Origin of the sequence: Plantibacter flavus, from assembly GCF_900177615.1 — a bacterium.
GTDB lineage: Bacteria > Actinomycetota > Actinomycetes > Actinomycetales > Microbacteriaceae > Plantibacter > Plantibacter flavus.
This window is the reverse complement of sequence record NZ_FXAP01000001.1, coordinates 1067637-1088968: the sequence shown is the minus strand read 5'-3', so window position 1 is coordinate 1088968 and position 21332 is coordinate 1067637. Positions and strand designations below refer to the sequence as shown.

19 protein-coding genes are annotated in these 21332 nt (G+C 69.0%); 8 read left to right on the top strand and 11 right to left on the bottom strand.

The window, feature by feature from the left end; translation table 11 throughout:
* Window positions 1–181: 181 nt before the first annotated feature.
* On the bottom strand, window positions 182–1216 hold the full coding sequence (zapE, locus tag B9Y95_RS05110; protein ID WP_085511071.1) for a cell division protein ZapE: 1035 nt from the start codon (window positions 1214–1216) through the stop codon (window positions 182–184).
* A gap of 163 nt (window positions 1217–1379) precedes the next feature.
* Here zapE and B9Y95_RS05105 point away from each other — a divergent pair, with 163 nt between their 5' ends.
* Window positions 1380–2282 carry a sulfurtransferase gene (locus B9Y95_RS05105; RefSeq protein ID WP_085510851.1) on the top strand — a complete coding sequence of 301 codons (903 nt, stop codon included), beginning with the start codon at window positions 1380–1382 and terminating at the stop codon, window positions 2280–2282.
* Window positions 2283–2365: 83 nt separating this feature from the next.
* On the top strand, window positions 2366–2800 hold the full coding sequence (locus B9Y95_RS05100; protein ID WP_071260092.1) for a SufE family protein: 435 nt from the start codon (window positions 2366–2368) through the stop codon (window positions 2798–2800).
* A 16-nt stretch (window positions 2801–2816) separates the two neighbouring features.
* Here the strand turns inward: B9Y95_RS05100 and B9Y95_RS05095 are convergent, their stop codons facing one another.
* Entirely contained in the window at window positions 2817–4010 is a 1194-nt protein-coding gene (locus B9Y95_RS05095) for an alpha/beta hydrolase family protein (protein ID WP_123539714.1), read from the bottom strand.
* 88 nt (window positions 4011–4098) lie between these two features.
* Between B9Y95_RS05095 and B9Y95_RS05090 the strand changes: the two genes are divergently transcribed.
* The 4 genes from B9Y95_RS05090 (at window position 4099) to B9Y95_RS05075 (ending at window position 9357) form a co-directional block, all read left to right on the top strand.
* Complete coding sequence (locus B9Y95_RS05090) at window positions 4099–4695, top strand: DUF3000 domain-containing protein (RefSeq protein ID WP_079002473.1); 597 nt, start codon at window positions 4099–4101, stop codon at window positions 4693–4695.
* Window positions 4688–5935 (top strand): HRDC domain-containing protein, encoded by a 1248-nt coding sequence (locus tag B9Y95_RS05085; protein ID WP_085510849.1) that lies wholly within the window; start codon window positions 4688–4690, stop codon window positions 5933–5935. Before B9Y95_RS05090 ends, B9Y95_RS05085 begins: the two co-directional genes overlap by 8 nt.
* Before the next feature lie 74 nt (window positions 5936–6009).
* Complete coding sequence (locus tag B9Y95_RS05080) at window positions 6010–7215, top strand: thiolase family protein (protein ID WP_085510848.1); 1206 nt, start codon at window positions 6010–6012, stop codon at window positions 7213–7215.
* Window positions 7216–9357, top strand: a complete 2142-nt coding sequence (locus B9Y95_RS05075) for a 3-hydroxyacyl-CoA dehydrogenase NAD-binding domain-containing protein (RefSeq protein ID WP_085510847.1) — start codon at window positions 7216–7218, stop codon at window positions 9355–9357. It begins immediately after the preceding gene.
* A gap of 105 nt (window positions 9358–9462) precedes the next feature.
* Here B9Y95_RS05075 and B9Y95_RS05070 read toward each other — a convergent pair whose 3' ends face one another.
* The 7 genes from B9Y95_RS05070 to dut form a co-directional block, all read right to left on the bottom strand.
* The gene (locus B9Y95_RS05070) at window positions 9463–10440 is read right to left on the bottom strand and encodes an aldo/keto reductase (protein WP_085510846.1); all 978 of its coding nucleotides are present in this window, start codon (window positions 10438–10440) and stop codon (window positions 9463–9465) included.
* Window positions 10437–10820 (bottom strand): MerR family transcriptional regulator, encoded by a 384-nt coding sequence (locus B9Y95_RS05065; protein WP_085511070.1) that lies wholly within the window; start codon window positions 10818–10820, stop codon window positions 10437–10439. The genes B9Y95_RS05070 and B9Y95_RS05065 overlap by 4 nt, the downstream gene beginning before the upstream one ends.
* Before the next feature lie 55 nt (window positions 10821–10875).
* Entirely contained in the window at window positions 10876–12840 is a 1965-nt protein-coding gene (gene dxs / locus B9Y95_RS05060; protein ID WP_085510845.1) for a 1-deoxy-D-xylulose-5-phosphate synthase, read from the bottom strand.
* A 143-nt stretch (window positions 12841–12983) separates the two neighbouring features.
* Complete coding sequence (locus B9Y95_RS05055; protein ID WP_085510844.1) at window positions 12984–15803, bottom strand: aconitate hydratase; 2820 nt, start codon at window positions 15801–15803, stop codon at window positions 12984–12986.
* A gap of 246 nt (window positions 15804–16049) precedes the next feature.
* On the bottom strand, window positions 16050–16841 hold the full coding sequence (locus B9Y95_RS05050) for a DUF3159 domain-containing protein (RefSeq protein ID WP_085510843.1): 792 nt from the start codon (window positions 16839–16841) through the stop codon (window positions 16050–16052).
* Between the two features lie 3 nt (window positions 16842–16844).
* Window positions 16845–17465, bottom strand: coding sequence for a DUF3710 domain-containing protein (locus tag B9Y95_RS05045; protein ID WP_071260074.1), 621 nt, complete (start codon window positions 17463–17465; stop codon window positions 16845–16847).
* Window positions 17462–17971 carry a dUTP diphosphatase gene (gene dut / locus B9Y95_RS05040; protein WP_085510842.1) on the bottom strand — a complete coding sequence of 170 codons (510 nt, stop codon included), beginning with the start codon at window positions 17969–17971 and terminating at the stop codon, window positions 17462–17464. The genes B9Y95_RS05045 and dut overlap by 4 nt, the downstream gene beginning before the upstream one ends.
* Window positions 17972–18009: 38 nt before the next feature.
* Between dut and B9Y95_RS05035 the strand changes: the two genes are divergently transcribed.
* Window positions 18010–18456 carry a DUF3093 domain-containing protein gene (locus B9Y95_RS05035; RefSeq protein ID WP_079705884.1) on the top strand — a complete coding sequence of 149 codons (447 nt, stop codon included), beginning with the start codon at window positions 18010–18012 and terminating at the stop codon, window positions 18454–18456.
* An 87-nt stretch (window positions 18457–18543) separates the two neighbouring features.
* Here B9Y95_RS05035 and B9Y95_RS05030 read toward each other — a convergent pair whose 3' ends face one another.
* Complete coding sequence (locus B9Y95_RS05030; protein ID WP_056005937.1) at window positions 18544–18837, bottom strand: DUF4193 domain-containing protein; 294 nt, start codon at window positions 18835–18837, stop codon at window positions 18544–18546.
* A gap of 199 nt (window positions 18838–19036) precedes the next feature.
* Between B9Y95_RS05030 and sepH the strand changes: the two genes are divergently transcribed.
* Window positions 19037–20155, top strand: a complete 1119-nt coding sequence (gene sepH / locus B9Y95_RS05025; RefSeq protein WP_085510841.1) for a septation protein SepH — start codon at window positions 19037–19039, stop codon at window positions 20153–20155.
* Window positions 20156–20167: 12 nt separating this feature from the next.
* Here sepH and B9Y95_RS05020 read toward each other — a convergent pair whose 3' ends face one another.
* Complete coding sequence (locus B9Y95_RS05020; protein ID WP_234993965.1) at window positions 20168–21310, bottom strand: alkaline phosphatase family protein; 1143 nt, start codon at window positions 21308–21310, stop codon at window positions 20168–20170.
* Window positions 21311–21332: the final 22 nt, after the last annotated feature.

Below are 21332 nucleotides of genomic sequence, written 5' to 3'. Positions count from 1 at the left end.
TCGTGGTCTTGCAACGGGTGCCCGAGATGGTGAGGACTGGCTGAGCTAGGTCTCGCCGTCCGACTCGGTACAGCGACCAGTCTGGGGAACGGAGGTTTCCGCACGACTGTCAGCGTGTTTCCGATGTGTTACGCGAGTGCCACCCAGGTAAACAGCGTGTTTCGTGGCCCGGCGGGACCGGTCAGTCCATCGAGGTGAGGGCGATCATGCGCGACATCGCGCGCAGGTACTTCTTGCGGTATCCACCGTTCAGCATGTCGCCACCGAACACCTCGTCGAGGGCCGTGCCGGTCGTGACCACGGGGATCTGTGCGTCGTACACCCGGTCGATGAACGCGACGAGCCGGAGCGCCTGGCCCTGGTCGGTCAACTCGTGGACGTCGCGGAGCGCGATCAGGTCGACGCCGTCGAGCAATCCGATGAACCGTGAAGGGTGGACGGCGGCGAGGTGGGTGATGAGACCGTCGAAGGTGTCGACCGTGACGTCCCGGTCGGCGGCCGCCGCCTCCGCGGCGCGGGTGTCGAACCGCTCCTCGGAGCTCACCACGGCATGCCCCTCGATGCTGCGACGGCGGTAGTCGGTGCCGTCGATGCGGAGGGTCTCGAAGTTGGCGCTCATGGCCTGGATCTCGCGGAGGAAGTCGGCTGCGGCGAAGCGGCCCTCCCCCAGGGCGTTCGGCGGTGTGTTGGAGGTCGCCGCGATCCTCGTCCCGGTCGCGACGAGTTCCCCGAGCAGTCGGGTCATGACCATCGTGTCGCCCGGGTCGTCGAGCTCGAACTCGTCGATGCAGATGAGCGTCGCACCGGTCAGCTGCGCGACCGCCGCTGCATAGCCGAGCGCACCGACGAGGGCCGTGTACTCGATGAAGGTGCCGAAGTACTTCTTCCGACCGGGCGCATTGTGCCAGAGCGCCGCCAGGAGGTGGGTCTTGCCGACGCCGAAGCCACCGTCCAGGTAGATGCCCGGCTTGGCCGCCGGTGCCTTGGACTTCCGCCGTCCGAAGAAACCGCCACCGCCACCGGCTTGGGGCGCGAAGAAGCCGCGGAGCTTCTCAACCGCGGCCGCCTGGCCTGGGAAGTCGGGATCCGGACGGTACGAGTCGAAGCTCGCCTGTTCGAACTGCCGGGGTGGCGTCAGGCTCGCGACGATCTCGGCGCCACTGACCGTGGGGACACGGTCGGTGAGGCTGCGGAATCCGGTCGGGACGGAAGGCATGGTCACGGCAAACCTCTGGCTCTGCATGGGTGCTGGGTTACGGCGTCTGACGCATCGGTGCTGTTCGGTGGTGCGGACGGCGTACTGTCGAAGGGACAGGCTTCCAGCCTAGATGCACGACACCCGAGCCCCACCGCAGCCAGCTGCACGACCGGAGGTACCCATGACCGTCGACGCCGATTCGACCTCGACCAAGTTCACCGCCTACGCCCACCCCGAGCGCCTCGTCACGGCGGAGTGGCTCGAAGCGCACCTGGGCGAACCCGGTCTCGTCGTCGTCGAGTCCGATGAGGACGTCCTCCTCTACGAGACCGGCCACATCCCCGGCTCGGTGAAGGTCGACTGGCACACCGACCTCAACGACCCGGTCGAGCGCGACTACATCGACGGAGCCGCCTTCGCCGCACTGCTCGGATCCAAGGGGATCTCGCGAGACGACACCGTCGTCATCTACGGAGACAAGAACAACTGGTGGGCCGCCTACGCCCTGTGGGTCTTCAGCCTCTTCGGACACGCGGACGTCCGGCTGCTCGACGGTGGACGCGACAAGTGGATCGCGGACGGCCGGGCGATCACCCGCGATGCCACGGAGCGCGACGCCGTCGAGTACCCCGTGGTGGAGCGCGACGACACCGCCCTCCGCGCCTACAAGGACGACGTGCTCGCCCACCTCGGCAAGCCGCTCATCGACGTCCGCTCCCCCGAGGAGTACAGCGGTGAACGCACCACCGCGCCCGCCTACCCCGAAGAGGGTGCGCTCCGCGCCGGTCACATCCCGAGTGCACAGAGCGTCCCGTGGGGTAAGGCGGTCGCCGAGGACGGCACCTTCCGGCCGGCCGAGGAGCTGGACACGATCTACCGCGACGGCGCGGGCCTCGCCGAGGGCGACGAGGTGATCGCCTACTGCCGCATCGGCGAGCGGTCGAGCCACACGTGGTTCGTCCTGCAGCACCTGCTCGGGTTCGACAACGTCCGCAACTACGACGGGTCTTGGACGGAATGGGGCAGCGCCGTGCGCGTGCCGATCGTGCAGGGCGCCGAGCCAGGCGACGCACCGACGCGCTGAGCTCGTCCACCCACCGCCCTTCCGCTCGGCTTCACCGTGAGGGAGGGCGGTCTGCTGTTCCCGGCTGCGATACTGGAGTGACCATGACCGATTCCCTCCTCGCTCCGAACCTCGCCGAGATCCGAGATGAGTTCCTCGCCGTCGAGGAACGCTCACGGCTGCAGCTGCTCCTCGAATTCAGCGACGAGCTGCCGGACCTCCCGGAGCGCTACCGCGACCACCCCGATCTCATGGAGCGGGTGCTCGAGTGCCAGGCGCCCGTGTTCTTCTTCGTCGAGGTCGACGAGGACGGCATCGTGCACCTGTTCGCGACGGCTCCCGAGGAAGCGCCGACCACTCGCGGGTTCGCGAGCATCCTCGTCCAGGGGCTCGCCGGACTCACCGTCGACGAGGTCCTCGCCGTCCCCGACGACTTCCCGCAGATGATCGGCCTCTCCCGTGCGGTGTCGCCTCTGCGACTGCGTGGGATGTCGGCGCTGCTCGGCCGGACGAAGCGCCGCCTCCGCGAACTCGCGTGAGTCGTCGGCCCGTCGGTCAGTGCCCGGGCGGTAGCGGCACGAGCTCGTCGAGCCAGTCCGAGACCGCGGCGGTCCAACGCTCCGGGTCGTAGTTCCAGAGCTTCGTGTGACGGGCGACGGTGAACGGGACGAACGTCACGATGTCCGGTCGTGCGAGGGCGAGCGCCCGCGACGGCCCTGCCGGGACGTAACCGTCGTCGTCACTGTGCATCAGCAGGATCGGTAAGGCGAGGTCGGCGGCGTTGGCGACGTAGTCGAGCCGACCGAGATCGATGCTCGTCGCCTGCCCGGTCAGGAGGCGTCCCCACCGGCGGCTGATGGCGAGCAGGGCGACCCGACCGACCACGCTCGGGATCCGGTTCTCGCGGGCCTGGTGCTGCAGGACGTCCACCCAGTCGATGACCGGCGAATCGAGCGCGACGGCGCGGAGGAGTTCGGGGTGCGTCGTCCGTCGTGAGGCCTGGAGCACGATCGCTCCGCCCATGGACCAGCCCATGAGCACGACGTCGGCGGCGCCCTGTTCACGCACCCAACCGATCGCGGCGTCCACGTCGCGCCACTCCTCGTCGCCGAGCGCGTAGCGGAAGTCCAGCGCGGGCGGAGCGTCGCCGTCGTTGCGGTAGGAGACGAGCAGGCACGAGTACCCGGCGTTACGGAAGCTCGGCACCGCTCGGAGCGCTTCGGATCGCGTGGTCCCCCGGCCGTGCACCAGGACGGCCCAGCGCGTGGACGGTCCGTCCTCCGGGTGGATCGCCCACGCCGGCGCCGGCCCGAGCGGGGTCGGTACGAGCACGTCCTCGTGGGCGAGGCCCAGCTCCTCCGGGCGGCGGAAGAACCACCCGCTGAACTCGGCCTCCTGGCCGATGCGGAGCGCGTCGACGTCGCCGCCGAGCAGCGTCCGGATCACGGTGTGCTGCCGTACCTCGAGGATGTCGCCCAGCTGCACGTAGGCGGCACGTCTCGTCACCCAGCTGCCGTACCGGCCGGGGACGACGGTGTCCGGCGTCGCGACGAGTTCGACCGTCCCGCCGGCACGGTCCAACCCGACGATGCGCGCCTCACTCGGGCGGTCCCGAGCCGGGACCACCACCTTGCGGGCGATGGTCGCGACGACGGCGAGTCCGAGGGCGCCGACGGCGGCAGCGGCTCCGCCGGCGATGACGATCGCATCCGTCGCCGAACCCCGCCGTCGGATGCCGATGCTCGCCACTCCCCGACCGCCTGCCTGCGACCCGGGTCCGCGTCCCCGCCCGGCGTGCCTCTGCCCATTCATCGGGATGTAACTCTAGTCTTCAGTCGTGGTAGAGAGTCCGACGACGGCAAAGGTTCCCGAAGAGTTCGCCCGAGCGGTGGACGCTGTTCGCGCTGCAGCCGTCCGGCCCGATCTGAGAGTGACGGAGATCCCAGCGCCGAGCAATCTCGCGCCGTTCGCCATCGCCCTCGCGGCCGACGTCTCACCGAGTCGCCACGATGCCGACTCCGACCTCGGTACGGGGCGGTTCGTCCTCCTCTACGACCCGGACGGCTCCGACGCCTGGGGTGGACGCTTCCGCGTCGTCTGCTTCGCCCAGGCGCCCCTGGAGACCGAGATCGGACTCGACCCGTTCCTGGCCGAGGTCGCCTGGTCCTGGCTCGTGGACGCCCTCGACACCCGTGGCGCCTCCTACCAGGCGGCGTCCGGCACCGCGACGAAGATCATCTCGAGTGGTTTCGGGGAGCTCGCCCGGCAGGGCGACGGCGCACAGATCGAGCTCCGAGCGTCGTGGACACCGCTGGAGAGCGACGTCGCGGCGCACGTGGAAGGATGGGGAGAGCTGCTGTGCATGCTCGCCGGCTTGCCTCCGACCACCGAAGGGGTCTCCCTGTTGTCCGTCAAACGAGCTCACCGTGAGTGACGCGGCGCCCGAACCAGCACCGCTCCTCCCGCCGCCCGCGCCCACCGCGCCACGGGTCGTCACCGACACCCGTGAGGCCTACCTCGCCTCGCTGGAGGTGCTCGCCGCGGGTCACGGACCGTTCGCGCTCGACGCCGAACGCGCGTCGGGCTACCGGTACTCCCAGCGGGCCTACCTGATCCAGGTCTACCGTCGCGGTGCCGGCGTCTTCCTCTACGACCCGCCCGCCATCGGTTCCATGGCCGAACTCGGTGCCCTGATCCAGGGTGAGCGGTCGATCCTGCACGCGGCCAGCCAGGACCTCGCCTGTCTGCGCGAAGTGGGCATCGACCCGAGCGAGCTCTTCGACACCGAGTTGGGGGCCCGTCTGCTCGGGCTGCCGCGTGTCGGGCTCGGCGCCGTGGTCGAGGAGCTGTTGGGCATCCATCTGGCGAAGGAGCACTCCGCCGCCGACTGGTCGACCCGCCCGCTCCCCGCCTCCTGGCTCGAATACGCGGCGCTCGACGTCGAGCTGCTCGTCGACGCCGCGGAGGAGCTGGCAGCCCGCATCGAGGATGCCGGGAAGAGCGACATCGCGCGCCAGGAGTTCCAGGCGACGCTGTCCCGGGAGGCGAAGGCACCCCGCGCCGAGCCCTGGCGCCGCCTCTCCGGACTCCACGCCGTGCGCGGACAACGCAACCTCGCCGTCGCCCGCGAGCTCTGGGTCGCACGTGACGAACTCGCGCAGCGCCGCGACACCGCCCCCGGGCGGCTCATCCCCGACGCCTCGATCACCGCGGCCGCCAAGGCCAACCCCGGCTCGAAGCGCGACCTCGCAGCGCTCTCGGACTTCCGTGGGCGCGCCAGCCGCACCGAGCTCGACCTCTGGTGGAACGCGATCCACACCGGCCAGACCACCGAGGACCTCCCCGGTGCCCGACCGGCGAGCGACACGCTGCCACCCCCGCGCAGCTGGTCCGACAAGAACCCGGACGCGCACGCCAGGTACACCGCGGCACGGACGAAGATCCTCGCGACGGCGGAGTTCCTGACGATGCCGGTCGAGAACCTGCTCACGCCGGAGACGCTGCGCCGACTGGCCTGGACGCCGCCCGAACCGCTGACCGTCGAGACGGTCGCCGCGGCACTCGCCGAGCACGAGGCACGCCCCTGGCAGATCGACGCGACCGCCCGGGCGATCACCGACGCCTTTGTCGAGTCGGCCCAATCCCCGGTGGACCCTGACCCGGACGCTTCGTAGGAAGCGCTGCACCCGGGTGTCCACCCGTGTCTGCCGCCTAGGATCGGGGCGTACCCCGAGAATGAGGAGGCAACGTGGCCGAACAAGCCGACGTCGTATTCGTTGATGGAGTCCGGACACCGTTCGGACGAGCCGGCGAAAAGGGCATGTACTGGAACACCCGGGCTGACGACCTGATCGTCAAGGCGATCATCGGACTGCTCGAACGTCATCCCGGGCTGCCGCTCGACCGCATCGACGAGGTCGCCATCGCGGCGACGACCCAGCAGGGCGACCAGGGGCTCACGCTCGGCCGCACCGCCGCGCTGCTCGCCGGCCTCCCGAAGTCCGTCCCCGGGTTCGCGATCGACCGCATGTGCGCCGGAGCGATGACCTCGGTCACGACGCTCGGCAGCGGCATCGCATTCGGTGCCTATGACCTCGTCCTCGCCGGTGGCGTCGAGCACATGGGGCGTCACCCCATGGGGCTGGACGCCGACCCGAACCCGCGGTTCCTCGCCGAGCGCCTCGTCAGTGAGGACGCGCTGAACATGGGCAAGACGGCCGAGCGCATCCACGACCGGTTCCCGCAGCTCACGAAGGAACGCTCCGACCGCTTCGGCATGCGCAGCCAGCAGAAGGTCGCGGCCGCCTACGAAGCCGGACGGATCCAGCCCGACCTCGTCCCGGTCGCGCTCCGGAGCGACAGCGGATGGGGACTCGCCACCGGCGACGAAGGGCTCCGGCCCGAGACCACGATGGAGGGTCTCGCCGGACTGAAGACACCGTTCCGGCCACACGGCCGTGTCACCGCAGGCAACGCCTCGCCGCTGACCGACGGCGCCACGGTGAGCCTGCTCGCCAGTGCCTCGACGGCGAAGGAACTCGGTCTCGCGCCGAAGATGCGCCTCGTCAGCTTCGCGTTCGCGGGCGTCGAGCCCGAGATCATGGGCATCGGTCCCGTGCCGTCCACGGAGAAGGCTCTGCGGAAGGCCGGTCTGTCGATCGAGGACATCGGTCTGTTCGAACTGAACGAGGCCTTCGCCGTGCAGGTGCTCTCCTTCCTCGACCACTTCGGCATCGACGACGAGGACCCGCGGGTGAACCCGTGGGGTGGCGCGATCGCGGTCGGGCACCCGCTCGCGGCATCCGGCGTCCGACTCATGATCCAGCTCGCGGCGCAGTTCGCCGAGCACCCCGAGGTGCGGTACGGCCTCACGGCGATGTGCGTCGGCCTCGGCCAGGGCGGCACCGTGATCTGGGAGAACCCGTACTTCACCGGCAAGAAGGGACGCAAGTAGATGACCGACTACACGACCATCGACTTCTCGGAGCTCGTCGCGATCAGCGGCGACGACGAGGTCGTGACGCGCTCCTTCGTCAAGGACGTCACCACGGCGAGCGGGCGCACGATCGCGCTCATCACCCTCGACAACGGTCGCGACCACACGAGGCCGAACACGCTCGGCCCGGTCACGCTGCTCGAACTCGACGGCGTCCTCGAGGCGCAACGCACCCGTGCCGCGTCCGGCGAGATCGACGGTGTCGCCATCACGGGCAAGCCGTTCATCCTGGCGGCCGGCGCCGACCTGAGCAAGGTCGGCGACATCCCCTCCCGCGAGGTCGCGACCAAGCTCGCGCAGCTCGGCCACCATGTCTTCGGCAAGCTCGAGGACCTCGGCGTACCGACCTTCGTCTTCATCAACGGACTCGCGCTCGGTGGCGGACTCGAGATCGGCCTCAACGCGAACTACCGGACCGTCGACGCCTCGGCGCCCGCGATCGCGCTCCCCGAGGTGTTCCTCGGACTCATCCCGGGCTGGGGCGGCGCTTACCTGCTCCCGAACCTGATCGGCATCGAGAACGCGCTCAACGTCGTCATCTCCAACCCGCTCAAGAACAACCGGATGCTCAAGGCGCAGGACGCGCTCGCCTACGGCATCGCCGACGTCATGTTCCCCGCCGCCAACTTCCTCGAGGACTCGTTGCGCTGGGCCGACGGGGTGCTCGGTGGCACGGTGACCGTGCAGCGCAAGAACGTGCCGGGCAAGGTGGAGCGGACGATCAAGTGGCCGCTCGCCATCAGCACCGCCCGCAAGATGCTCGAGAGCAAGATCGGCACGGTCGCGAAGTCGCCCTACGCCGCCCTCGACCTGCTCGAGGCCGCCCGCAGCGGCACGAAGGCACAGGGGTTCGAGCGAGAGGACCGGGCGCTGTCCGAGCTCATCGTCGGCGACCAGTTCCAGGCGAGCATGTACGCGTTCGACCTCGTGCAGAAGCGCGCCAAGCGCCCGGCAGGAGCGCCCGACAAGCAGCTCGCCCGGCGGGTCACCAAGGTCGGCATCATCGGTGCCGGGCTCATGGCGAGCCAATTCGCGCTGCTCTTCCTCCGCCGACTCCAGGTGCCGGTGGTCATCACCGACCTCGACCAGGGCCACGTCGACGCAGGGGTCGCCCGGATCCACGGCGAGATCGACACCCTCCGCGGGAAGGGGCGCATCTCCCCCGACGAGTCGAACCGTCTGAAGGCGCTCCTGTCCGGCACCACGGACAAGGCCGACTTCGCGGACTGCGACTGGGTCATCGAGGCCGTCTTCGAAGAGGTCGGCGTCAAGCAGAGCGTCTTCGCCGAGGTCGAGCAGTACGTCTCGGAGCAGGCGGTCCTCGCGACGAACACCTCCTCGCTCTCCGTCGAGGAGATCGGCGCGAAGCTCGTGCACCCCGAGCGGCTCGTCGGCTTCCACTTCTTCAACCCGGTCGCCGTCATGCCGTTGCTCGAGGTCGTCCGCACACCCCAGACGGACGACGAGACGCTCGCGACGGCCTTCGCCACCGCGGCGAAGCTGAAGAAGAGTGCCATCCTCACCGCCGATGCTCCCGGGTTCATCGTCAACCGACTCCTGGCGAAGGTCATGGGTGAGGCGGCGCACGCCCTGGACGCCGGCACCCCGCTGCTGACCGTCGAACGTGCCTTCGCGCCCATCGGCCTGCCGATGACGCCCTTCCAGCTCATCGACCTCGTCGGTTGGAAGGTCGCCGCGCACGTGCAGGACACGATGGTCGGGAAGTTCCCCGACCGGTTCTTCGCGTCGGAGAACCTCCACCGGCTCGCCGGCCTGGACTCGGTCGTCGAGAAGGACAAGGGCGGCAAGGTGACCGGCTTCACCAAGCAGGCCCAGAAGGTGCTCGTCACCGGCGACAGCCCGCTCAGCGAGGACGAGATCCTGCGACGAGTCGAGGACGGCCTCGCCTCGGAGATCAAGCTCATGTTGGACGAGGGCGTCGTCTCAGCCGCCCAGGACATCGACCTCGGGCTCATCCTCGGCGCGGGTTGGCCGTTCCAGGACGGCGGAGCGACGCCATACCTGGACCGCGTCGGTGCGAGCGAGCGTGCCTTCGGCGACACCTTCCACCACCCGCCCATCCGGGGCGTCCAGGCGTAGTCCGCGCGGTGTCGCGAGAGCGGGGTGTCCTCCACCATCAGTGGACGGCACCCCGCTCTCGTGGTTGAGCCTCGAGCGACGCCGGCCCTCAGCGCCTACCGGAGCTCAGCGGTTGACGGTGCTCATGTCCGGATAGCGGTCGCCGGCAGGGAGACGGAGTGCGTCGAGTCGAGCGAGCGCGTCGACCGACAGGGAGAGCTCGTCGGCGCCGAGGTTCTCCTCGAGGTACGGGATCCGCTTCGTGCCGGGGATCGGCGCGATGTCGTCACCCTGGGCCAGCAACCAGGCGAGCGCCACCTGGGCCGGTGTCGCATCGAGCGATGCGGCGATCCGGTCGACCTCCTCGACGATCGCGATGTTCGCAGCGAGGTTGTCCCCCGTGAAGCGCGGGTTGGCGCGACGGAAGTCGGTTTCGTCGAGCACGTCGAGCGATCGGATCGTGCCGGTGAGGAACCCACGACCGAGCGGCGAGTACGGGACGAAGCCGATGCCCAACTCACGGACGGTCGGCAGGATCTCCGCCTCGGGGTCGCGGCTCCAGAGCGAGTACTCGGTCTGCAGAGCGGTGATCGGGTGCACGGCGTGTGCACGCCGGATCGTGTCCGGAGCCGCCTCCGACAGACCGATGTACCGGATCTTGCCCTCGGTGACGAGCTCCGAGAGTGCACCCACCGTCTCCTCGATGGGCACGCCCGGATCCACGCGGTGGAGGTAGTAGAGGTCCACGACGTCGGTGCCGAGCCGGCGCAGCGATCCCTCGATCGACAGGCGCACGTTCGCGGGGCTGCCATCGGCGCCGAACTGTCCGTCACTGGAATTGCGGATCGTGCCGAACTTGGTCGCGAGGGTGACCTCGTCCCGGCGTGAGCCGAGTGCAGCTCCGAGCAGTTCCTCGTTGAGGTAGGGGCCGTACATCTCCGCGGTGTCGAAGAAGGTCACGCCGAGGTCCAGGGCACGGTGGATCGTCGCGGTGGATGCCGCATCGTCGAGGGCGGCACCGGTGTAGAACGCCGACATCCCCATGCAGCCGAGGCCGATCCGGGCGATGTCTGGTCCCGCTGTGCCGAGTGTGATGTGCTTCATCGTGTTGCCACCTGTTCTGTGTAGAGTTCGATCTTGCGATCGATGACCTCCAGCGACTGCTGCATCTCCTCGAGGCGGGCCAGGAACGAGATCCGATGCCGCAGCAGCAGCTCGAGTCTCGCCTCGGCGGTGTCGTCACCGCGCTGAGCCAACGCCGTGTACTCGCGGAGCGTCGCGATCGGCATGCCCGTCGATCGGAGCCTCGTCAGGAACACGACCCAGGACACGTCGCCCTCACTGTAGCGGCGGTGCGTCGATGAGCTGCGACCGATCGGACGTGGCATGAGCCCCGCGCGCTCGTAGTACCGGAGTGTGTGGACGCTCAGTCCGGTCTGTTCGGCGACGTCGGAGATGGCGTAGCCCTCGTGGAGAGTGGTCATGTCCACACGATACGACTTCGAGTGCACTCGAAGTCAAGAGCGCCGCAGCCCGCGGTCAGGCGCCGTGCGGCCTCGTCGTGCTCCGCTCCGAAGACGTGTCCTGCTCGACGCGGTCGTCAGGCAGTGGGCGGGCGACGGGGATCCGGCTGCCGAGGACTTGTGCCACGACGTCGCGGGCGATCTGCTGCGCCGTGAGGCCCGCATCCTCGAGGATCTGCTCGCGGGACGCGTGGTCGATGAACTCGTCCGGAACGCCGAGTTCGTCGACGGCCGTGTCGACACCGGCCTCGCGGAGGGTCTGCCTGATGCGGGTGCCGATGCCTCCGACGCGGATGCCGTCCTCGATGGTGATCACGAGCCGATGCGCCGCGGCGAGCTCGACGAGCGATTCGGCGACGGGGACCACCCAACGGGGGTCGACGACGGTCGCACCGATGCCCTGCTGGGCGAGCCGGTCCGCCACGTCGATCGCGATGGGCGCCATCGGGCCGACGGCGACGATGAGGACGTCCGGCTGCTCGGTCGTCCGGAGGACGTCGACACCGTCCTGGAGACGCTCGACGGCCGGGAGCTCAGCGGGGGCGCTGCCCTTCGGGAACCGGATGACGGTCGGGGCGTCGTCGATCGAGACGGCCTCACGCAGTTCCTCGCGCAACCGCTCACCATCACGCGGTGCCGCGATCCGGATACCCGGGACGACCTGCAGGATCGCGAGGTCCCAGATGCCGTGGTGGCTCGGTCCGTCGGGGCCGGTCACGCCGGCGCGGTCGAGGACGATCGTGACCCCCGCGCGGTGCAGCGCGACGTCCATGAGCAGTTGGTCGAAGGCGCGATTCACGAACGTGGCGTACACGGCCACCACCGGGTGCAGCCCTCCGAAGGCGAGCCCGGCCGCCGAGGTGAAGGCGTGCTGCTCGGCGATGCCGACGTCGTGCACCCGCTCGGGGAAGCGTTCGGCGAAGGCGTGGAGCCCGACCGGTCGCAGCATGGCGGCCGTGATGGCCACGACGCGGTCGTCGGCCTCGGCCACCGCGAGCATCTCCTCGCTGAACACGGCCGTCCAGGACGGTCGGGACGCTGCCCCGACGGGCTCCCCGGTCTCGGGATCGATCACGCCGACGGCATGGAACTGATCGGCGTCGTCGTCCCGTGCCGGCTGGAACCCGCGACCCTTCTCGGTGATCGCGTGGACGATCACCGGTGCGCCGTAGTGCTTCGCCTGGGTCAGGGCCTCCTCCATCGCGTGGATGTCGTGTCCGTCGACCGGCCCGATGTACTTGATGTCGAGGTTGGAGTAGAGCGCCTCGTTGTTCGTGAGGCGGGACAGGAACCCGTGGGCGCCTCCGCGAACACCCCGATAGAGCGCGCGTCCCGGACCGCCGAGAAGGTTGAAGGCCCGCTGGCTGCGCTCGCGCAGGTCGCGATAGCTCCGGCGGGTCCGAACACCGCTCAGGAACCGCGCCATACCGCCGATGGTCGGCGCGTACGACCGGCCGTTGTCGTTGACGATGATGACGAGCCGGCGGGTGTTGTCGTCGCTGATGTTGTTGAGCGCCTCCCACGTCATGCCCCCCGTCAGCGCACCGTCGCCGACGACCGCCACCACGTGACGCTCGTCCTGCCCGGTCATCTGGAAGGCGCGGGAGATGCCGTCCGCCCAGCTGAGCGAGCTCGAGGCGTGCGAACTCTCGACGATGTCGTGCTCGGATTCGGAACGCTGCGGGTAGCCGGCGAGGCCGCCCCGGGTTCGGAGCCCGCTGAACTCCTGACGGCCGGTCAGGAGCTTGTGCACGTAGGACTGGTGACCGGTGTCGAACACCATCGGGTCCGTCGGGGAGTCGAACACCCGGTGCATCGCGATCGTGAGTTCGACGACGCCGAGGTTCGGACCGAGGTGTCCGCCGGTCTTCGAGACGTTCGCGATGAGGAAGGCGCGGATGTCGCCGGCGAGTTCGACGAGTTCCGCCTCGGAGAGGTCGTCGAGGTCCCGGGGTCCGTTCACCTGATCGAGCACTGTCATGCTGTCGTCCCTCCACCGTGGGCCGACCGATCGCTCGGAGCCCGTCTTTCGAGTGTACGCGTCGTCGGCGGAGTGGGCGGCGAACGCCGCAGGCCGGCCCCGACGGTTGCTGTCGGGACCGGCCTGGTGGTAGAACCTCGTCGTCAGACGAGGCTGCGGAGCACGTACTGCAGGATGCCTCCGTTGCGGTAGTAGTCGGCTTCACCGGGCGTGTCGATGCGGACGACCGCGTCGAACTCGACCGGCTCCTTTCCGGGAGCCGAGTGCTCGCTCGGGACGGCGCTCACGCGGACCGTCTTCGGCGTGGTGCCGTTGTTGAGCTCCTCGAGACCGGCGATCGACACGATCTCCGTGCCGTCGAGTCCGAGCGAGGCCCAGCTCTCGCCTTCCGGGAACTGCAGCGGGACGACGCCCATGCCGATGAGGTTCGAGCGGTGGATGCGCTCGAAGCTCTCGGTGATGACCGCCTTGACACCGAGGAGGCTCGTGCCCTTGGCCGCCCAGTCGCGGGAGGAACCGGAGCCGTACTCCTTGCCGCCGAAGATGACGAGGGGCGTACCCTCGGCCTGGTAGTTCTGCGACGCGTCGTAGATGAAGGACTGCGGTGCGTCTGCCTGCGTGAAGTCGCGGGTGTAGCCGCCCTCCACGCCGTCGAGCAGCTGGTTCTTCAGGCGGATGTTCGCGAACGTGCCGCGGATCATGACCTCGTGGTTGCCGCGGCGCGAGCCGTAGGAGTTGTAGTCCTTACGACCGACGCCGTGCTCGTCGAGGTACCGGCCTGCGGGCGAGTCGGCCTTGATGTTGCCGGCCGGGCTGATGTGGTCGGTCGTGACCGAGTCGCCGAGCTTCGCGAGGACGCGGGCACCGACGATGTCGGCGACGGGGGTCGTCTCCATGGTCATGCCGTCGAAGTACGGGGGCTTCCGCACGTACGTCGACTCCTCGTCCCACTCGAAGGTCGAGCCCTCGGGGGTCTGGAGCGAACGCCAGCGCTCGTCGCCGTCGAAGACGCCGCTGTATTCGTGGTCGAACATCTCCTTGTTGATGGAGGTGTCGATCGTGTCCTGGACCTCTGCCGCGTCGGGCCAGATGTCCTTCAGGAAGATGTCGTTGCCGTCCGCGTCGACACCCAGGGCGTCGACCTCGAAGTCGAAGTTCATCGACCCTGCGAGGGCGTACGCGATGACGAGCGGCGGGCTCGCCAGGTAGTTCATCTTGACGTCCGGGTTGATCCGGCCCTCGAAGTTGCGGTTGCCCGAGAGGACGGCGGTGACGGCGAGGTCGTTGTCCTGGACGGCGGTCGAGATCTCGTCGAGCAGCGGACCGGAGTTGCCGATGCAGGTCGTGCAGCCGTAACCGACCGTGTAGAAGCCGAGGTCTTCGAGGTATTCGGTGAGACCGGCCTTCGCGTAGTAGTCGGTGACGACCTTGGAACCCGGAGCGAGCGTGGTCTTGACCCACGGCTTCGCCTTCAGGCCCTTCTTGCTGGCGTTCCGGGCCAGGAGGCCTGCCGCCAGCATGACCGACGGGTTCGAGGTGTTCGTGCACGAGGTGATCGCGGCGATCGCGACGGCACCGTGGTCGAGGGTGAAGTCGACGCCGTTCTCCTCGAGGGTGACCTGGGTCGGCTTCGAGAGCGACGCCGGAGCGTGGCTGCGGTGCGTGTGGTGGTGGTGGTTGTTCTCGTCCTCGTCCTGCGGCGTGGTGCCGGCCGGGTCGGAGGCGGGGAACGAACCGGCGCCCACGAGGTCGACGATGTCGTGCTCGACCGTGGCGTAGTCGACGAGGTCACGTTCGAACTGAGCCTTCGCGTCCGTCAGCTCGATGCGGTCCTGGGGACGCTTCGGGCCGGCGATCGACGGTACGACGGTGGCGAGGTCGAGCTCGAGGTACTCGCTGAAGACCGGCTCCTGGTCGGCGTCGTGCCACAGCTTCTGGGTCTTGGCGTAGGCCTCGACCAGTGCGATCTGCTCGTCGCTGCGACCGGTGAGGCGCAGGTAGTCGAGCGTGACGTCGTCGATCGGGAACATCGCGGCCGTCGAGCCGAACTCGGGGCTCATGTTGCCGATGGTGGCGCGGTTCGCGAGCGGCACCTCGGCGACGCCTGCTCCGTAGAACTCGACGAACTTGCCGACGACCCCGTGCTTGCGGAGCATCTGGGTGATGGTCAGGACGACGTCCGTCGCGGTGACGCCCGTCGGGATGGAGCCGTTCAGCTTGAAGCCGACGACCTTCGGGATGAGCATCGAGACGGGCTGGCCGAGCATGGCGGCCTCTGCCTCGATGCCGCCGACGCCCCAGCCGAGCACGCCCAGGCCGTTGACCATGGTCGTGTGCGAGTCGGTACCGACGCAGGTGTCTGGGTAGGCACGCAGGACGCCCCCGACCTCGCGCGTCATGGTGACGCGGGCGAGGTACTCGATGTTGACCTGGTGCACGATGCCGGTTCCCGGCGGGACGACCTTGAAGTCGTCGAACGCCGTCTGGCCCCAGCGGAGGAACTGATACCGCTCACCGTTGCGCTCGTACTCGAGCTCGACGTTGCGCTCGAGCGCGTTCTCGCTGCCGAAGAGGTCGGCGATGACCGAGTGGTCGATGACCATCTCGGCCGGGGCGAGCGGGTTGATCTTGTCGGCGGAGCCGCCGAGCGCCTCGACCGCTTCGCGCATGGTGGCGAGGTCGACGATGCACGGCACGCCGGTGAAGTCCTGCATGACGACGCGAGCCGGGGTGAACTGGATCTCGGTGTCGGGATCCGCGGTCGGAACCCAGCTGCCGATCGCCCGGATGTGCGCCTCGGTGATGTTGGCACCGTCCTCGGTGCGCAGCAGGTTCTCGAGGAGCACCTTGAGGCTGAACGGCAGCTTCTCGTGACCCTCCACCGTGTCGATGCGATAGATCTCGTAGTCGGTCGTCCCGACAGTCAGGGTGTCTTTCGCCCCGAAGCTGTTCACGGTGGACATATCGTCTTCTCCTTCGTTGGCGGCGGCGAGTGCTCACTCACGTGCGTTCCGACCAATCTTGCTGCTGGCGGGTGCTCCGCGGCTAGCAAGGCTTGCCTAACTACAGGCTGGGGCGCGTCGTGTCATCTCGGCATCGCTCATCTATCTTGATGTCGAGACAATTCTAGCATCGAGGATCGGGTCCTCCCGACATGACGAGAGCCCGGCCCGAGACACGCTGACGCATCGGGCCGGGCTCTCGGTGGATCATTCGGCGGGTGCCTGCGGCGCCTTCGGGAACACGGCGCGGACGACGAGCCAGCTCAAGACGAGGAGTGGCGCGTAGAGCGGGATGCCCATGAGGAGCCGGAGCGTCCCGAGGAGTTCGACGTTCCCGCTGAAGTAGAGGGGCAGCTGCACGAGGAGTCGTGCGGCGAACATGGCCACCCACACCAGCGTGAGCCACCGCATGGCGCGTCGTTGTCCGGGGTGGGAGCGCCAGCTCGTGCCGCTGCCCATGAGGTAGCCGGCCACGAGTCCGACGACGGGCCACCCGACGAGCACCGAGACGAGGAGGGCCACGGCGTAGGCGCCGTTGGTCCAGAACCCGACGACGTAGAAGTCCTCAGCGCGCCCGGACAGCAGGGCCAGAGCCGCTGAGAGTGCGATGCCGAGGAGGCCGCCGACGGCCTGCGTGACCGGCTGCCGCTGCACGAGGCGTGCCACGGAGAAGACGACCCCGAGTGCGACCGGCGCGATGATCGACGGGAGCAGGTCGAGGGTCAGCGTGTAGACGACGAGGAACAGGAGTCCGGGAAGGATCGCCTCGACGATGCCGCGCACGCCGCCCATGGCGAGCAGCAGCGCCTTGCCGGTGGGGGCGTCGCCCTCGGCCATCGCGCCCAGACCGGACTTGCGTGCGGCGGCACCGAATGCAGCGGACATCGATTCACCGAGCCGCTGCCGATCCGGATCACCCGTGGCATCAGGGGAACCCGACGCGTCGCGGCGCTCGACCGGGTCGACGCCGCGGGGCTCCGGTTCTCGTGCGTCCGTCATCGACTACGCGCTCGTGGCTGTCGGCATGCGCAGCGGGATGAGGTCGCGCGGCGGCATGGGCGAGTTGCCCCGGACGACGACGAGGCTGCGGAAGAGGTCGTCCACGAGCGCGGCGGCGTCCGGCTTGGACGCGCCCTCCCCCGCGACGACGCCGCGGAGGAACCAGCGCGGACCGTCGACGCCGATGAAGCGTGCCAGGTGGGTCGCGTCGGTGCCTGCGGCCCCACCGGTCGGCACCTCGGCGACGAGCTCCGGGCCGAACTCGCCCTCGCGCTCGGTCACGGTGCCGCCCTGCTGGGCGATCTGCTCGGCGATCTGCGCCCGGGTCTCGTTCCACAGACCGGTCGACCGCGGGGCGGCGAACGGCTGGACCTGCAGGGTGGAACCGGCGTAGTCGAGGCCGACCGCAACGACGCGCTTCGTCGCCTCCTCCACCTCGAGGCGGAGGTTCAGTCCCTCGCGAGGCAGCACCTTGACGCCACCGAGGTCGATGTAGGGGCGGACGGGGTTCGCCTCGCTCTCGTCGAACGGGCCGGCGGTTTCGCGGTCTTCGGGTGCGGACTTCGCGTCGTCGGGCAGCTCCGCGTCGAGGTCGAGGTCTGGGAGGTCTTCGAGTTCGCTCATGCGAGGGTTCCTGTCTGCGCGGCACCGTCGGTGCTGATGGTCGGGTCGGTGGCGGCCGGTGTCGTGGCGAGCGAGCCGACGCCGGTCGAACCGAAGCCTCCAGCTCCTCGAGCGCTGCCTGGCAATCGCTCCACCGGGATGAAGTTTGCACGGGACACCGGCATCACGATGAGCTGGGCGATGCGGTCGCCCGGCTCGACGGTGAAGGAGGTGTGACGGTCGGTGTTGAGGAGCGTGACCTTGATCTCGCCGCGATACCCGGCGTCGACCGTGCCCGGCGAGTTGACGACGGTGATGCCGTGTTTCGCCGCGAGACCGCTTCGTGGGACGACGAACGCGGCATGGCCGTCGGGCAGGGCGATCGAGACGCCGGTGCCGATGAGGGCGCGCTCTCCCGGCTCGAGCACGATGTGCTCGGCGGACACGAGATCCGCACCCGCATCGCCGGGGTGTGCATAGCCGGGCAGATCCGGCGCGATAATGAGTACGTCAACGCTTTCGGTCACGAATCGAGGGTAGTGCAGTTCTCTGAGACAAGGCAGACATGCAGCCGTACCGTGAAACCCTCTGGCCCAGCCCCTGGGTCATCATCGCCCTCGCCCTCGTGGTGCCGGCGACCATGCTCGTCCTCGCACCCGTTTCGCTCGCGGCGGGGATCGTCGGGGCGGTGGTGCTGTATGGCGGGTGCCTTGCGCTGGCGTTCGGGACGGCGCCGAGGATCCAGGTCTCCGAGTCGAGCCTGTCGGTCGGGAAGGCATCGATCCCGCTCGGGTTCATCGGCGAGGTCGTGGTGTACACCGGGACGGACGCGACCGCGCAGCTCCGCACCAAGCTCGATGCACGCGCCTGGCTCATGATCCGCGGGTGGGTGCACAGCCTCGTGAAGGTGGAGATCGTCGACCCCGCCGACCCGACGCCCTACTGGCTGCTGTCCTCCCGTCGGCCGCAGGCGCTGGCGGATGCGATCGCCGCTGCGCGCACGCACGCCTGAGGCGACCACCGCTCGAAGCTGTAACGACGGAACCCCTCCGGATCGTGATCCGGAGGGGTTCTGTGTGCCGCTCGCGCGGCGGTGCTGTCAGGCTGCGCACTCCGCGCAGATCGGGCCGAACTTGCCCTCGTGGTCGAGCTGCGAGCGGTGCTTCACGAGGAAGCACTCCATGCAGGTGAACTCGTCCGCCTGGGGCGGGAGCACGACGACGTCGAGGTCGAGGTCGGAGAGGTCGGATCCACCCAGGTTGTAGTCACCCGGGTTGTCAGCGTCTTCGGAGTCGACGACTCCGGACAGCTTGTCTGGAACGCGCTCCTTCAGGGCCTCGATCGACTCGGAATCGTCGTCGGTCTTGCGGGGAGCGTCGTAATCAGTTGCCATGCCTATCCACTTCTCGATGCCGTCGGAACAAAATCGGCGGGCACAGTTTGCATCAGTTCCGCATGAATTGCAAACCGTGTTCGGGAGGGTGTGCGGAACCTTCCCGTGCAACTGACGGCACGCCCGGCGTATTCCCCGAATACGCCCGTGATCCGTGAGAACGTGGGTCAATCACGTGGCACGCTGAGAGGCATTCATCATGCAGGAATTGAAGGTAGTCGGAGCGGAGCTCGGCGCTCTGATCGTTGCAGATCGGAACGAGGAGGAATACCGCCTCATCGTCGACGATTCGTTCCACGTCCACCTGCGGCGGGCGAAGCCGGCCGGTGCGCCGATCGGTGGGAACACCAAGATCTCCCCGAGGGAAGTGCAGGCGCACATCCGGAGCGGGCTCTCCGCCGAGGACGTCGCAGCGGTCACCGGTGCCTCGCTGGAGTACGTGCAGCGCTTCGAGGGTCCGGTGATGGCGGAGCGCGAGCACATCGTCGGCACCGCCCTGGGCGTCGCCGTCCTGCCGACGACGGACACGTCGGCCGACGACATCGAAGCCACCTTCGGGAACGTCATCCGGGCTCGACTCGAGAAGCTCGGCGCGACCGACGAACGGTGGACGAGCTGGAAGGAACCCGAGGGCGGCTGGATCGTCAAGCTGTCCTTCACGGCCGACCAGGTCGACCACGACGCCCGCTGGGCGTTCGAGCCGAAGAAGCTCGCCCTCACGCCCATCGGGAGTGAAGCCACGACCCTCTCGCGTCAGGGCGACCTGCCGGCCGCGCTGATCCCCCGGTTGCGTGCGGTCGACACCGACGACTCCCCCGACACCTCACGCTTCGACAGCGGCGCGTTCTCCCTGGACCGCGTGTCGACGCCGCAGCAGACCGAGACCGACCGTCCCGCCGAGACCCGTCCGATCGAACCGTTGCCGTTCGCGGCCGACACGGGCTTCGGCCGTGCACCGTCCTCGAAGGCTGCGACGCAGGCCGCGATCAACCGTGAGGCGTCGAGCCCCGAGCAGCACAACCAGACCGCCGACCTCTTGGAGGCGCTCCGCAAGCGCCGTGGAGAGCGGGAGGCCGCCCCCAGCGAACCCGAACCTGCCGAGCGCCCCAGTGCGCCGCACGCCGTCCCGGACCAGCAGACCCCGCTGGCGGTGTTCGACACCGGTGAGTTCGAGGCGGCGCAGCAGCGGCGCGCGGGCGATGCCGAGTCCTCCGATGGCGGCACGCCGTCCGGGGCCAAGGCACGCCGCGGCCGGGCATCGATGCCGTCCTGGGACGAGATCGTGTTCGGAGCGAAGTCCGACGACGACCCGGTCTGATCGGTCCGGGCCTCAGGGCTCGTAACGGCCGAGGCCGAGGAGCGGAATCCGGCGTTCGTCGTCGGTGAGCGATCCGTGCTGTCCGATCATGCCTCTCGCGCTCTGATCGGCGGGACGTGAGTCGTAGTAGGCGATGCGCTTGCGGGCGGCGACGATGACGTCGCCGATCCGTGGCAGCACCTCAGGGTCGACCTCGCCGTACCAGCCGTGGTCGATCGCCTGCTCGCGTGTCGCGATCCAGGCGCGGCCGCCCTCCTCGGCTCGCCAGGCCTCAGCCAGGCGCTCCCGATCCGCTGGGCCTGCAGCGGCGTCCAGATAGAGGTGGAGGCATCGCGGCTCCCCACCGATGTGGCGGACACCGGCCACGAGCTCGGGGACCTGGTCGAAGAGCACGTGCTGGTGGGGTGCGACGTCGATGACCCCGTGGTCGGCGGTGATGAGCGCGCCGGTCGACGCGGGTAGGCGGGACGACCACCGCTTGAGATCGCCGTCGAGTTCCTCGAGGAGCGCCGTCCAGCGTCCCGACTCCCACCCGTATTCGTGCGCCGCCTGGTCGAGCTCGGGGACGTACACGTAGCTGAGTGTGGGTCCGGCGGTCGTCGACACGATCTCTCGCGCCGCGTCGAGGCGGTCCGCCATCGAGCGTCCGGCCCGATAGTCCGCCCCTCGGAGTACGGCTCGGGTGAAGCCCGAATTGCGGTACCGCTCCTGACCGATCACCGTCGTGGTGACGCCCTCGGCTCTCGCTCGCTCGAACACGGTCGGGAGGCGCTGCCAGGTCTCGGGCACCATGCCGGCGTCCCAGCCGCTGAGCTGGTTCACGACCCGGTCGCCCGCCAGGTCCCGTGCCCGGTAGCTGACGAGGCCGTGCCGACCCGGCAACGCGCCGGTGGTCAGCGTCGCGATCCCGGCCGCGGTCGTCGACGGGAACGCCGACGTCGTGGTGGAGCGCGGGCCGAGGCGCGGCGCGAGGAACCGAGCGTGGGCGGCTGCTCCACGCAGGTTCGCGGCGCCGAGGCCGTCGACGAGGACGACGACGGCGTGGTCCGCCCGGGGCAGCGATCCACCGCCCACCGTCAGGGATGCGAGGCAATCCGGGAGGACACCGGCAAGGCTGCGTGACTCCGGATCGACCGTCGGTAGCATGGTGGTCATCGGGCTCAGTCTCGCACACCGC